Below are 13,161 nucleotides of genomic sequence, written 5' to 3' on the forward strand. Positions count from 1 at the left end.
TGCAACGCTCGTTGCATATGCTGTCCTCCGGTTCTAGCATTCGAGGCGAAGCGCGGTCAACGTGATGGGCGACCGCCGGACGCGACGACGGGACCGACGGGATGACTGGGGAGGCCGCATGGTGACGCCGTGGGCGGTGTGCGTCGGCGAGTCGATGGCGGCGCTGTTGCCGGACGTGCCGGGACCGTTGGACGGCGTCGAATCGTTCGCGGTCTCGGCGGGCGGCGCGGAGTCGAACGTGGCGTGCGCGCTGCGTGCGCTGGGCGTGCCGAGCGCGTGGATCAGCCGGGTCGGCGACGACGGCTTCGGACGTCGGCTGGTCGGCGAGGTGACGGCGCGCGGCGTGGACACCTCGGGCGTCGCGGTCGATCCCCTGCGCCCGACCGGGCTGTACCTGAAGGAGACCGGCGGATCGACGCGCGACGGGGACCTCGGCACGGGTCGCAGCAAGCTGCATTACTACCGCGCGGGCTCGGCGGCGTCAGCGATGTCGGCCGCGACGCTGCGCGATCCCGCGGTCGAGCGGCTGGTGGACGGCGCGCGGCTGGTGCACCTGACGGGCATCACGCCGGCGCTGTCGGAGACGTGCCTGGACATGGTGCGTGCGCTGCTCGACGCACCGCGCGGCCAGCGGCTGGTCAGCTTCGACCTGAACTTGCGCCCGGTACTGTGGCGCGACCGCGACGCGGGAGTGCTGCGGGAGTTCGTGAACGCGGCCGACGTCGCGCTGCTGGGTGCGGACGAGGCGGAAATCGCTTTCGGCACAGGCGATCCGGCGAAACTCAGGGCACTGTTTCCCGGTCCGACGACGATCGTGGTGAAGGACGCCGAGCGGGTGGTCACCGCGCTCACAGCGAAGGGCGCCGTGTCCGAGCCCGCGCTGACGGTCGACGTGGTCGAGCCGACCGGCGCAGGCGACGCCTTCGCGGCCGGCTACCTGGCCGGCACCCTGCACGGCTTCGACGAGCGCCGACGCCTGCGACTCGGCCACCTGGCTGCCGCCTCGGCGCTGGTGGCGCAGGGCGATGTGGGGGAGTTGGGGGATCTGAGTCGGCTTGCTGATGCGGATGCCGGTGGTTCTGCTGGCGCGGCCGAGGACGACGGTCAATGGTCGGCGGCGACGGTCGCGGCACTGCTGGACGCCCCGGAGGAGCAGTGGCGCGCGACGCGGATTTCGGCCGATGGCATCGCGTTCGGCGGGCTGAGGTGAGAGTGGGCGCGGGCGGAAAGGGCGACGCTGGAAGGGACGCAGTCGGAACGGTCGCGATCGGACAGGTCGAGGCCGGAAGAGTCGCAATCAGTGAGTTCGTGGCCGGAGGCGTTGCGGTCAGCGAGGCGGCGGTCGGAAACGTCGTGGTCAGAAGAGTCGCGGTCGGAGGCGTTGCGCTCAGCAAGGCCGCGGCCGGCCCGGTCGAGGTCGGTGGCGTCGCATTCGGCCGGGTCGAGGTCAGCGGGTTCGATGCCGGTGCGCGCGTGAGCCTCGATCAGGCGTCCGCGGCCTGCTCGCCGAGTCGCGCGCTCTGGTGGGTTCGCGGGAAACTGAGGGTCTCATGAGCCAGACCGTCAGCCGTGCCCTGCGCCTGCTCTCCGAGCTGGGTGAGGGCGAGCGTTCGTTGGATCAGTTGGCCGAGGTGATCGGTGTGCATAAGACCACCGTGCTGCGGTTGTTGCAGTCGCTGGAGGCCGATCGCTTCGTTTATCGCGATGCCGACTATCGGTACCACCTCGGTGCTGGGCTGTTCGCGTTGTCCAGTCTGGCGATGGAGCAGCGGGGTATTCGGCGGGTTGCTGCGCCTCATCTGGCGGCTTTGAATGCGGCGACCGGGCAGACCGTGCACCTCGCTGCGTATGAGGGTGGCGAGGTCGTCTACATCGACAAATACGACTCGCGGCACAAGGTTCGGATGTACTCGCGGATCGGGTTGCATGCTGGGCTGCACAACACTGCTGTGGCGAAAGTGCTGCTGGCGGATCTGCCGGTTGGGGAGCGGCGGCGGGTTGTCGCGGGGGTCGAGTTCGTGCCGCATACGCCGAACACCATCGTTTCGGCGCCGCAGTTGCTCGCTGAGCTGGAGACGGTGGCCGCGCAGGGGTGGGCGCAGGATCACGCCGAGCACGAGACCTTCATCAACTGCGTCGGCGCGCCGGTGCGGGACGCGTCCGGGCGGGCTGTGGCGGCGGTGTCGATCTCTGTGCCGGACGTCGTGTTGCCCTACGAACAGGTGCTGGAACTGGTGCCACAGCTGCTGGACACCGTGCGTGCCATCTCCGCCGACGCCGGCGCCCCCTGACTTCGCATCCCGACTTCGTCCCCTGACTTCGCATTCTGAGTCGAAGAACCATCCCCGAAAGAAAGTGAGCCCTCCGATGGCTTCCGAGAAGACCGAGATCCGCACCGACGGCGCCCCGGCCCCGATGCCGGTGTTCTCCCAGGGCGTCCGCAAGGGCCCGATCCTGCAGGTGTCCGGACAGGGCGGGGAGGACCCGGCGACCGGCGATTACGTGGCGCCCGGCGACGTGAAGGCGCAGACCAAGCGCACGCTGGAGAACGTGAAGGCGATCGTCGAGGCCGGGGGCGGCACCGTCGACGACATCGTGATGCTGCGCGTCTACCTCACCACGCGCGACCACTTCGGGGCCATGAACGAGGCATACGCGGAGTTCATGGCGGCGAACCTCGGCGTGGACGGCGTGAAGCCGAGCCGGACGACGGTGTTCGTGGAGCTGCCGAAGGAGTCGATGCTGGTGGAGATCGACGCGCTGGCGGTCGTCGCCTGACGCTGGCGCACCGACTCTCATGACGGGGACTTCATCCTGCGGGATGAGGTCCCTGGACGCGCTCAGGGTGCTTTAGGGGTCGCAGCCTTCCTCTTTGTGTCGGCTTCGACGGCCCAGCCGATGGCGACGGTCATGATGCACGTGAGTGTTCCGGCGGATGCCCAGAGCGCGCCGATCGGCGGGAGCCAGGTGGTGTAGATCTCGGCGCCGGCGGCTTCCGCACAGAAGGCGGCGGCGCCGCCAGCGGCGAAGACGACGATGGCGACCACTACCGTCACAGTGGCGCCGACGGCGTTCGGGATCGCTTTCACGGCGGCGATGGCCCAGAGCGTCGCGGTGGTGATGACGATGAAGGCCGTCGGAGCGCTGACCCACCAGCCGGGGGAGTAGGCGCCCGTGGGCGAGCCGGTGCGTTTCTGGATGGCGACGCGGGCGTCTTGGTCGGTGAGGACCGGGTGCCAGGCGGCGGGGATCTCGGTGTGGTTGAGGGCGTAGGCGGCCAGACCGAGGAGGGCGAGCATGAGGACGAGGGTTGCTTTGGATTGCCAGGGTGATGTGGCTTTCGCAGGGGTTTGAGTTGTTGGGACTTTGTTCTTTTTCTTCTTATTGCGCTCGCCTTCTGACGACGCTGACGGTGCCGATTGGTTTGATTGTGCCGCTTGGGCTGATTGCGCGGCGCGGATGCCGCGGTTGTGCTGCAGGGCCCTGATGCGGTCCTCGGCGTGGAGGATCGCGGCGGCGGCGTTCGTCCGGATTGCTTTAGCGAGGAGGCCGCCGATTTCCTTTGTGCCGCCGCCTTTTTCGGGCGTTTCGAAGGGCTTGAAGGGGCGGGTGTAAGCGCGGGTCGAGCCGAAGGGCGTGGCTGTTCCGTCGGCGAGCTGTTCCGCGGCTTGCTGCACCATTTTCAGTGCGGCGTCGAGTTCGGGGCGGTGGGTCGGCTCCTTGTGCAGGAGTGCGCCGAGGAGCGGTTTGAGGGCTCCGGCGCGTTGCGGTTCCGGCGGGTCTTCGAGCAGGACGGCGGTGAGCGAGCCGGTGGGGGTGTCGCGGTGGAAGGGGGAGACGCCTTCGACTGCGTGGTACAGGGTCACGCCGAGGGAGAAGAGGTCGCTGGCGTACGTCGCCTCGTGGCCGCGTGCGCGTTCCGGCGCCATGTATTCGGCTGAGCCGAGGATGACGCCGGCGGTGGTGATGGAGGGGTCGGCGTCGTTCACCGCGATGCCGAAGTCGGTGAGGAGGACGTTGCCGTCGTCGGTGAGCATGACGTTGGCGGGTTTGATGTCGCGGTGGACGACCTTCGCTGCCTGCGCCGCGCGAAGTGCTTGCAGGAGGGAGCCGACGAGGTAGACGGCGTCGGGTTCGGAGAGCGGGCCGGTGTCCTTGATGCGGTTCGCGAGCGTCTGTCCTTCGACGAGACGCATGACGATCCATGGGCCTTCGTCGTCCACGACGTCGTGGACTGCGACCACGTTCGGGTGGTCGCGGAGCTTGGCGGCGTGCCGGGCTTCGCGGAGGGCGCGCTCGGTCTGGGCCGTCAGCTGCGATTGCGGTGCGTTGAGCGGCATGCGGACCTGCTTGACCGCGACGTCGATGTCCAGCGACCGATCACGGGCCCGCCACACCTCCCCGAATCCGCCCTCGCCAAGCTTCGCGAGCAGCCGGTAGCGCCCGCCGACCGACCGCCCCGACCCCGTCTTTTCCGAGCCCGTCTTTTCCGGCCCCGCAGTCTTCGCCACGACGGCCCTCTCCCCGCTTGGGCGTGAGGCTACTCAGGAGGGGTCCCTTGACAGGTGAGGGCGATGGTGTTCGCTGGACGGCAATATCGTGACCACGGAGTGCCGAGGTTGATACAACGGCCGACTAGCGTCATCGGCATGGGGGATCTACGAGCTTCGCGGCCGATGCCAGGACCGGATTCCGGTGCTTCTACCTTTGCCAAGGTGCTGACTTTCTTGGCGGTCGTGGCCGTTGCCGTGGTCGGACTCTTCATCTGGGGGATCCACCGCGAATTTCGCGACCACAGGCCCCCGGACGTGGCAAAGATCGCGCACTCGGCTCCGGTCCAGTCGGCCGACCACGACGCGACCGACGAGCTCAACGCGCGCGTCGCCGCACTGCCGCAGGGCCAGACCTGGCTGATCCCCGGGCCGACGGCGGTGCAGGACCAGTGCCAGAGCATGTCCACCGGCGAGTTCACCACGGTCTGGCAGCCGGTGACGTGCCAGCGCACCATCACCGCCTACTACTCGTTCAATGGCGACTTCGTCCAGCGGATGGAGACCTGGGGAAAGGCACTCAACGCCGCCGGATGGGTCTCGCAATACGGTGGCGACGCGCTGGGCCAGCCCCTGGACTACTACAAGAAAATGGCCCACCAACCCGAACCGCAGGCGCCAAACCGCACCTACCTCGCGGACGACCTCCCCCCGTCAGAGCGGATGTGCCACCGCGAAACCGAAGCCCACCCCCTCTGCCTCACCATCAGCTGGGCCGAACGCCCCCGCACCACAACCGCCCACACCCAGTATCAAGGCCCAGACATAACCGCCGCCGTGATCCAGCAACAAAAGGTGGACCCGGCGGCAGTCGAGTCAACGGCCTACCCCCACGAGCAGTACCTCGCGATCGTCACCCTCACCGACACGTACTACGACGCCGACGCCGACGCGCCAAGGCCCGCGCCGAGCCCGCTCACGACGTACACGCCGTGTTACAGCGGGAGCGGGACATGCAACTGACCGCTTGCCTTGCGTTCGGCTGAGCCAGGCCGGCTCGCATGGCGCCGATGTGGGCCCGAAACCGCCGAGCGGGTGCGGTCGGTGCGGGCGGTGCGGGCGACGGGCTGCTGGCGGTCGAGCACCGACCACCACGGCGAGTACCGCAGGGCTCGTAGATCTGGCGCAATCGCGGGGGGTGGATCTGGTGCGGTGGGCGTTTGGCCAGTACGTTCACGCCGTGCGTGGCTAGTGGTGGGTGGGCCGCCGGGGTGGGGGCTTTGGGTCTATGTGGGGGGTTGTTGTTGTGGGTGGTCGTGGGGTGCGTGGGTGCTTGGCGCTGTCGACGGTGGCGGCGGTGGTTGGTGGGGTTTCTTTGGCTGCGGGTGGGGAGGCTGGGGCGGCGGCTGGTCGGTTGGATGGGCGGATTGGGTTCGTTGACAGTGTCAATGGGGGGTGGACTACTGCGAATGCGGATGGGTCCGACCGGCGGGTTGTGACGTTGTCGGGTGCTGGGTTGCCTGCTGGTGCGCGGGTGGTTTCGGTCAAGTACTCGCCTGATGGCAGTGAGGCGGTCGTCAGTATTGGGAGCTTTGATGGGGCTTACTGGCTTGTTGATGCCAGTGGGCATGTGATTCGGCGGTTGCCGGATGCGGTTGGCGGGCTGGATGGGTTCGCTTGGTCGGCGGATGGGAGCCGGCTGTATTCGTCGTCGCCTTTGGCTGTGCAGGATCCGGGGGCGACGTTGCCTACGCCGCCGAGTCGGGTTGTTGTGCTGGGGGTGGCGGGGACGCAGTGGGCTGAGGTGCCGGGGCAGCCTGCGGGGTGTGATGACGGTGAGGCGACGGCGGCTCCGGATGGGCGGGTGGTGTTCGTGGCGAAGTGTCCGACGTCGGCCTCGTCGCAGTCGACCAGCCTTTATGAGCTGGATCCTGGTGCCGGGGCGGCTCGGCAGCTGTCTGTCGGCGGGGTGGATCCGCAGTTCTCGCCGGACGGCAGCCGGTTGAGCGTCGTCGTCACCGGGGCGAGCGGTCGGATGGGGCTGGCCGTCATGGCGTTGCCGGCCTCGCAGGTCTTGGTGCCGCGGGTCATCGCGGATGCGGGCGTGCTGGAGGGCAACGACGACGTCACCGCCTGGTCTCCGGACGGAGCGCAGCTGCTGGTGCGCGCGGCTGAACCGGCGAGTGGAAGCGACTATCGCTACAGCATTCAGGTCGTCGACGCGCGCGTTGGCGGCGCTGACCGCACCGTCGCCAGCGAGACCGTCATGCCTTCCGCTGGCTTGTTCAGCCCGACATGGCAGGCGGCGACGGCGCCTGCGGCTGGACGTCCGATTCTCGATCGCATCGGGGGAGCCGACCGCACCGCTACCGCGATCGCCGCGTCGCAGTGGTCTTACGACACGGCGGGGACCGGTGGCCGGCAGGCGAACGTCGCCGTCCTCAGCCGAGACGATGCCTTTGCTGACGCGCTCGCCGGTAATGCTTTGGCAGCGGAGAAGCGCGGCCCGCTGCTCCTGACCGCTACGCGCGGGCTGGACCCCCGAGTCGCTGCCGAGCTGAAGCGAGCTCTGGCTCCGGGCGCGATCGTCTACGTACTCGGCGGGCCGCAGGCGCTTGATTCCTCGATCGACGAGGCGGTGGGCAAGCTGGGATTCCAGCCGCAGCGGCTGGCCGGGCAGACCCGGTACGGCACCGCGGTCGCGATCGCGAAGGAGATCGCGCCGAACGGACCGCACACGGTCATGGTCGCCACCGGCGCCGACTTCCCCGACGCGCTGACCGCCGGAACCGCAGCCTCCCAGGACCTGGCCGGCGGCGTCGTGGTCCTGTCCGACGGCGGTTCGCTGCCCGCTGAGACTCGTGCCTACCTCGGTGGGATCGACCCGAGAAGGGCGAGCATCTACGGCGTCGGCGGGCAAGGGGTGGAGGCGCTGGCGTCGGCGCTGCCGGCATGGCGTGGTCTGGTCACCCCGCTGGCGGGTCGTGATCGCTTCGCGACCGCGTCCGCGGTGGCGCACAGCAAGCTGTTCGGCCTAGACGCCCCGGTCACGATGGCGGGCGTCAGCACCGGTGAGATGTGGCCGGACGCGCTGGCCGGCGGCGCACTTCTGGGTGTGCAGCACGGTCCGTTGCTTCTCGCCGGTCCGACGGGCCTCACCCCCGAAGAGACGGCGTTGCTGACTGCCAGTCACCTCACGGGTCTCGCCGTTTTCGGTGGCGTGGCGGCGGTACCTCCGGCGACTGCGGCTCAGGCGGGTGACGCTGCGTTCGGCGCCGGGGCTTGGAGCGAGGCTGTCGACCGGAAGGCGCCGACGCTGAGGTAATGAGGCAGTGAGAAAGTCAGGCAGTGAGGCAATAAGAGAGTGAGGCAGGGCTAGCGAAGCCCGGAGTCACAGAGAGCAACTTCTGGTCAAGGCCAGCGCCTCCCGCACCGTGATCCAAGGACCGGTTAGTATTGGTGCTGTCGTCAATAGCGTCAGCATGATGCTGGAGGCGCAAGACTCGCTGGCTTAAGCAGCACCCTGGTTTTGCCGGCGTCTGACCGCCGCTTTCCACTTCGTGACGATCTCCGAAGCCAGGAAGGCGGCGGTCGCGACGCATACCGACAGCAGCGTCCACATCGCGCCCCAGGCGGCGCCGGCGCCGGTGCCGACGAGGAGCACCGCGGCCGCGCCGACCAGCCAGCGCGAGGCGCCGGACCATTCGCTGACCCTGCGGAGCAGGGCCATGGCGGTCAGGAATCCGGCTACCGGGACCGCCAGCATCAGGGCCATGACGGTGTGGCTCAGTGCTCCGCCGCCGCGCGCCACCTGGTCCAGCAGGGCTGCCAGGGTGCCGCCGATCGCGGTGAGGGTGCCGTAGATGAAGTAGTGGCCGTAGCCCCAGACGAAGGTGATGCGGACGCGCGTCAGGTCGAACTCGCCGAGGAAGCCGAAGTACAGCCACCACAGGCAGAAGGCCAGGACGCCCGCGCTGATCGCGCCGACCATCAGGGTCGCGAGGTGCTGGTGGTCCGACAGCGCGGTGTTGAAGGCCTCTGAGGCGACCAGGACCATCTCGCCGAGGATGATGATCGTGAACAATCCGTAGCGTTCCTCGACGTGCTCGGAGTGCGGCAGGGGTGCTCCCTCCGCTGCCTCTGCCCACGCCGGGACCAGCAGCTCGATGAGAGCTCCTAGTATGAAGAACGGGATGGTCTGCAGCGGGGTCAGGTCGCGGATGCCGAAGCCGAAGACGACCCAGCCGACTTGGACGCCCAGGATTCCGTACGCCCAGCGGTTGCAGAAGGGGCGCAGTTCGGGATTGGCGTGGCTGGCGCGCAGCCATTGCGCCGCCATCACCAGGCGGATCATGACGTAGCAGCCCACGACGATGCGGAAGTCGTCGCTCTCGAACACGTACGGGATTCCCGAGGCGAGGCCGAGGGACGCCAGGAGCTGGACCAGGACCAGCAAGCGGTAGGGCACGTCGTCGGGGTCGAAGAAGTTCGCAAACCAGGTGAAACCCATCCAGGCCCACCAGACGCCGAACATCATCTCGACGAAGGAGATGATCCCGTGTTCCAGGTGGCCGTCGATCACCGCGTGGTGCCACTGCTGGGCGATCGTGCTGATCGTGACCACGAAGACCAGGTCGAAGAACAGCTCGAGCGTGGTGGCGGTGCGCCCCTGTTCGGTGGGGTCGCGCAGCAGGATCGGCCGGATCAGGACGACAGGGGTGGACGCCATAGCTGCATTAAAGAGCACGGACGCCCCGTCGGGACGCAAGCGCTCTGCGTCGGGACGGGGCGTGCCGCATCAGCGCTCGGCGAGCGCTGGGTCAACCGTGTTCCGGTACTGCTCAGTACCAGCTGTGGGACTGCCAGAAGGACCAGGCGCCGCACGGCGAGCCGTAGCGCGAGTCCATGTACGACAGCACCCACTTGATCTGGGTGGTCGGGTTGTTCTCCCAGTCCGACCCCGCCGAGGCCATCTTGCTGCCCGGCAGCGCCTGCCCGAGGCCGTACGCGCCCGAGGAGGGGTTGGTCGCGTGCACGTTCCAGCCCGACTCCCGCTCGACGATGTTCGCGAAGCACGCGAACTGGCCGGAGGGCACGATCGACTGGGCGATCGCGTACGCCGAACCGTACGAGCCGCTGGGCGTCGTCGGCTTCTGCGTCGGTGTCTTGGTCGGCGTCGGCGTCGACGTCGGTTTCGACGAAGTGCTCGAGGTCGCGCTCGGCAGCGGCTGGCGCTGCTGGTCGCGGTTCGCGGCGGCGGCCGCGGCGGCGCGCTGGTCGGCGGCGGCCTTGTCGGCTGCCGCCTTCTGCGCGGCGGCCTTGGCGGCGGCATCGGCTGCCGCCTTGTCCGCTGCGGCCTTCGCCGCGGCGTCCGCTGCCGCCTTGTCCGCGGCTGCCTTGTCTGCCGCCGCCTTCTCGGCTGCGGCCTTGGCGGCGGCGTCGGCCTGCGCCTTGTCGGACGCGGCCTTCTCCTCGGCCGCGAACTGCGCGGCTGCCACCTGCTTGTTGTGATTCGAGACGTCGTTCGCGTGGACCGCGTACGTGCTGCCCGCGCCTGCCAGGACCATTGTTCCCGCTGCGGCGACCGCGGCTATTCGGGAGGTCTTGGTGGGGAGCCTGGCGGTCATGAACGACAGGGTCTTGCTTGCCGCTGTGGACGCGGCGCCCGCGATCCCGGATTTCGGGTCCTGCGAGGTGGGGTTGTGCTCGGGGTCGTGCTCGTGCTCAGAGCCGGTATGGCTGGACAAGAGGTGCCTTTCGCAGTGCCTCACCCCTTTTCGACGGCCGTTTCCGCACAGCAGCGGATTCGTCCGCGGCGTGTGGGAAGAGACGGCCGGCTCCCTCATGGAGCGGCGCATGGGCGAACGGACAGGCGGCACCGTCGCCACCCCATCCACCCTCCGGTGGATCGATATCCGTCAAGGACCTTGGTCCCGCGAGCCCGAGCGCGGGGTCTTCCAAAAATCGACCCTCTCCCGGAAGTGAGATCGAACTCAAGCCGGGAGAGGGTCGGGAAAATCACAGTGCATTGAGTTATGTGTCGGTCACCGTCTGGGACGGTGACCGGTCAGTGCCGGTTTCTGTCGGCTTAGTAGCCGACCCAGCAGGAGCCGCCGCAACGCTGAGCGACCACGTTGTCCAGCGAACCGTAGGTCGCCGCGGCGTACCGGGCGCCGGCGATGATGTTGTCGACCGGGTTGTAGATGTTGCCGTGGCCCGAGAGCTTGAAGGCGTTGAACGTCGGCTGGATCACCTGGAGCAGACCGATGGACGGGGTGCCCTTGGCGGCGTTGGAGTCCCAGCCGTTGACGGCGCTCGGGTTGCCCGCGGACTCGTGCATCGCGGCCTGGTAGACGGCGTTGTAGGAGGTCGGGGTGCCGTTGGCGTCCAGGATGGCGACGGCCTGCTTGATCCAGCCGTCCAGGTTGTTGGCGTAAGAAGGAGCCGCGGGGGCGGCCTTGGCGGCGGCAGCCTTCGCGGCGGCGGCCTTCGCGGCGGCAGCCCGCTGGGTCGCGGCCTTGGCAGCGGCGGCCTTGTCGGCAGCAGCCTTGTCCGCGGCGGTCTTCTCAGCAGCAGCCTTCTGCGCGGCGGCCTTGGTGGCGGCGTCGGCAGCGGCCTTGTCGGCGGCAGCCTTGTCCGCGGCGGCCTTGTCAGCGGCCGTCTTCGCCGCGGCGTCCGCGGCGGCCTTGTCGGTGGCGGCCTTCTGAGCGGCGGCCTGGGCGGCGGCGGCAGTGTCGGGCAGGGCGGCGCGCTGCGCGCTGCGGTTGGCGGCGTCGGCGGCGGCCGCGCGCTGGGCCACGGCGTCCTGGTCGGACTTCGTGGAGATCGCGGCGGCGCTGACGACGGCCTTGTCGGACTTGGCGGACGAGGCGTGGGCGGCCACACCGGTGGCGACGAAGGCGCCGGTGACGGCGAGAGCGCCGGTGATGGCCAGGGCCTTCGTCCGGGAAATACGCATACCGGACACAGAATTCCGCACGGAGAACAAAGGGAGCCTTCCGAAGTGGGTTCACCCCGCTGCGGCTCGACACACACGCCTGGTAGCAGGCAGTGATGCTGCGCTGACTCGTCGGAGTCATTGCAGTCGAGTGCGAAAGTCGAGCCGGGAAAACTCCCTGTTCTCGCTTCCGGCGCCGGCGGCCGTGAGGCCCTGGATCGTCGAATGCGATTGCCAGACGCGGGGTCTTACGCATTCGACGATGCAGGGCCTTTGGTCCCTTTTCAACTCAATCGGGCGTGTCCTGCGTCACAGTGAACGCAGCGTGATACCCCCAGCACGAGGGGGGTCCGCAGTCAAACCGCCAGTTCCTCCAGCAACTCTGTCACCAAAGCGGCGATAGGGGACCTTTCGCTCCTGCTGAGAGTTACATGGGCGAATAGGGGGTGCCCCTTGAGTTTTTCCACCACCGAGACGATGCCGTCGTAACGCCCCACACGCAGATTGTCACGCTGCGCCACATCGTGGGTGAGAACGACACGCGATCCGGTCCCGATCCGGGACAGAACCGTCAGTAGCACATTGCGTTCAAGGGATTGCGCTTCGTCGACGATGACGAAGGAATCGTGCAATGACCGCCCGCGGATATGCGTGAGCGGGAGCACTTCCAGCATTCCCCGGTCGACCACTTCGTCGATGACGGCCTGGGACGTCAGCGCGGACAGGGTGTCGAACACCGCCTGTCCCCACGGCGACATCTTCTCGTTCTCGGTACCGGGCAGATAGCCCAGCTCCTGGCCGCCGACCGCGTATAACGGCCGGAACACGACGACCTTGCGGTGCAGCCGGCGCTCCATCACCGACTCCAGCCCGGCGCACAGCGCCAGGGCGGACTTGCCGGTCCCGGCCCGGCCGCCGAGCGAGACGATGCCGATGTCCGGATCCAGCAGCAGATCCAGCGCCACCCGCTGTTCGGCCGAGCGGCCGTGCAGCCCGAAGACGTCGCGGTCGCCGCGCACCAGGCGCACCTTCTTGTCCGCCGTGACGCGTCCCAAGGCCTTGCCGCGCTCGGAGAGCAACACCAGGCCGGTGTGGCAGGGCAGTTCCGCGGCCTCGGGGGCGTCGATGAGCCCCGAGGAGAACAGCTCGTTCACCGATTCGGCGGCGACCTCGATCTCGGCCATGCCGGTCCAGCCGGACGCGGCCTCCAAGGCGATCTCCGCGCGGTACTCCTCCGCGGGCAGACCCACGGCGCTGGCCTTGACCCGCATCGGCAGGTCCTTGCTGACCAGCGTCACCTCCAGGCCCTCGGCCTTGAGGTTGCAGGCGACCGCCAGGATCCGCGAGTCGTTGTCGCCGAGCCGGAAACCCGGCGGCAGACCCTCGGGATCGGTGTGGTTGAGCTCGACGCGCAGCGTGCCGCCGGACTCGCCCACGGGAATCGGTGCGTCGAGCCGTCCGTGGACGACCCTCATCTCGTCCAGCATCCGCAACGCGTTGCGGGCGAAGTAACCCAGCTCTGGATGGTGCCGTTTCGCCTCCAGCTCGGTCACGACCACGATCGGGACGACGACCTCGTGTTCGGCGAACCTGGTCAGCGCCGACGGATCGGCGAGCAGGACGCTGGTGTCGAGGACGTAGGTGCGGCGCCGGGCCTTGCTGGAGGCGCGGCGGCGAGGGGTAGCTGCCACTGTGTCTGTCTCCCCAGAAGCGACAAATGCCGGGGAGCAGACC

11 protein-coding genes are annotated in these 13,161 nt (G+C 68.5%); 6 read left to right on the plus strand and 5 right to left on the minus strand.

Features of this window, described 5'->3' with window-relative positions:
• The first annotated feature begins 118 nt into the window (after positions 1-118).
• The 4 genes from CACI_RS03570 to CACI_RS03585 all read left to right on the plus strand — a co-directional run bounded on the left by CACI_RS03570 (position 119) and on the right by CACI_RS03585 (position 2,778).
• Entirely contained in the window at positions 119-1,210 is a 1,092-nt protein-coding gene (locus CACI_RS03570) for a sugar kinase (RefSeq protein ID WP_012784952.1), read from the plus strand.
• Positions 1,207-1,554 (plus strand): hypothetical protein, encoded by a 348-nt coding sequence (locus CACI_RS03575; RefSeq protein WP_143765138.1) that lies wholly within the window; start codon positions 1,207-1,209, stop codon positions 1,552-1,554. Before CACI_RS03570 ends, CACI_RS03575 begins: the two co-directional genes overlap by 4 nt.
• Entirely contained in the window at positions 1,551-2,291 is a 741-nt protein-coding gene (locus tag CACI_RS03580; RefSeq protein ID WP_012784954.1) for an IclR family transcriptional regulator, read from the plus strand. The genes CACI_RS03575 and CACI_RS03580 overlap by 4 nt, the downstream gene beginning before the upstream one ends.
• A 76-nt stretch (positions 2,292-2,367) precedes the next feature.
• Entirely contained in the window at positions 2,368-2,778 is a 411-nt protein-coding gene (locus CACI_RS03585; protein ID WP_012784955.1) for a RidA family protein, read from the plus strand.
• A gap of 62 nt (positions 2,779-2,840) precedes the next feature.
• On the opposite strand, the gene CACI_RS45020 is transcribed toward CACI_RS03585, so the two are convergent.
• Positions 2,841-4,511, minus strand: a complete 1,671-nt coding sequence (locus CACI_RS45020) for a serine/threonine-protein kinase (RefSeq protein WP_012784956.1) — start codon at positions 4,509-4,511, stop codon at positions 2,841-2,843.
• Positions 4,512-4,715: 204 nt separating this feature from the next.
• Here CACI_RS45020 and CACI_RS03595 point away from each other — a divergent pair, with 204 nt between their 5' ends.
• On the plus strand, positions 4,716-5,513 hold the full coding sequence (locus tag CACI_RS03595; RefSeq protein WP_041540029.1) for a hypothetical protein: 798 nt from the start codon (positions 4,716-4,718) through the stop codon (positions 5,511-5,513).
• Between the two features lie 850 nt (positions 5,514-6,363).
• Positions 6,364-7,815, plus strand: a complete 1,452-nt coding sequence (locus CACI_RS45025) for a cell wall-binding repeat-containing protein (RefSeq protein ID WP_190276720.1) — start codon at positions 6,364-6,366, stop codon at positions 7,813-7,815.
• 186 nt (positions 7,816-8,001) lie between these two features.
• On the opposite strand, the gene CACI_RS03605 is transcribed toward CACI_RS45025, so the two are convergent.
• From CACI_RS03605 to CACI_RS03620, 4 genes are all read right to left on the minus strand, one after another.
• A complete protein-coding gene (locus tag CACI_RS03605) occupies positions 8,002-9,219 on the minus strand; it encodes a low temperature requirement protein A (protein WP_012784959.1) in 1,218 nt (405 codons plus the stop codon).
• A 112-nt stretch (positions 9,220-9,331) separates the two neighbouring features.
• Positions 9,332-10,237: an aggregation-promoting factor C-terminal-like domain-containing protein gene (locus tag CACI_RS03610; RefSeq protein ID WP_223297445.1), complete on the minus strand. Its 906-nt coding sequence runs from the start codon at positions 10,235-10,237 to the stop codon at positions 9,332-9,334.
• 341 nt (positions 10,238-10,578) lie between these two features.
• Positions 10,579-11,448 carry a transglycosylase SLT domain-containing protein gene (locus tag CACI_RS03615; protein WP_012784961.1) on the minus strand — a complete coding sequence of 290 codons (870 nt, stop codon included), beginning with the start codon at positions 11,446-11,448 and terminating at the stop codon, positions 10,579-10,581.
• A gap of 335 nt (positions 11,449-11,783) precedes the next feature.
• A complete protein-coding gene (locus tag CACI_RS03620) occupies positions 11,784-13,118 on the minus strand; it encodes a PhoH family protein (RefSeq protein WP_012784962.1) in 1,335 nt (444 codons plus the stop codon).
• Positions 13,119-13,161 lie beyond the last annotated feature (43 nt).

Origin of the sequence: Catenulispora acidiphila DSM 44928 (assembly GCF_000024025.1) — a bacterium.
Lineage (GTDB): Bacteria > Actinomycetota > Actinomycetes > Streptomycetales > Catenulisporaceae > Catenulispora > Catenulispora acidiphila.

What these genes read in the sequence shown, in the direction of transcription:
- CACI_RS03570 (WP_012784952.1), top strand. Translation starts at nt 119, where the DNA reads ATGGTGACGCCGTGGGCGGTGTGCGTCGGCGAGTCGATGGCGGCGCTG.
- CACI_RS03585 (WP_012784955.1), top strand. Translation starts at nt 2,368, where the DNA reads ATGGCTTCCGAGAAGACCGAGATCCGCACCGACGGCGCCCCGGCCCCG.
- CACI_RS03615 (WP_012784961.1), bottom strand. Translation starts at nt 11,448, where the DNA reads ATGCGTATTTCCCGGACGAAGGCCCTGGCCATCACCGGCGCTCTCGCC.
- CACI_RS03580 (WP_012784954.1), top strand. Translation starts at nt 1,551, where the DNA reads ATGAGCCAGACCGTCAGCCGTGCCCTGCGCCTGCTCTCCGAGCTGGGT.
- CACI_RS03605 (WP_012784959.1), bottom strand. Translation starts at nt 9,219, where the DNA reads ATGGCGTCCACCCCTGTCGTCCTGATCCGGCCGATCCTGCTGCGCGAC.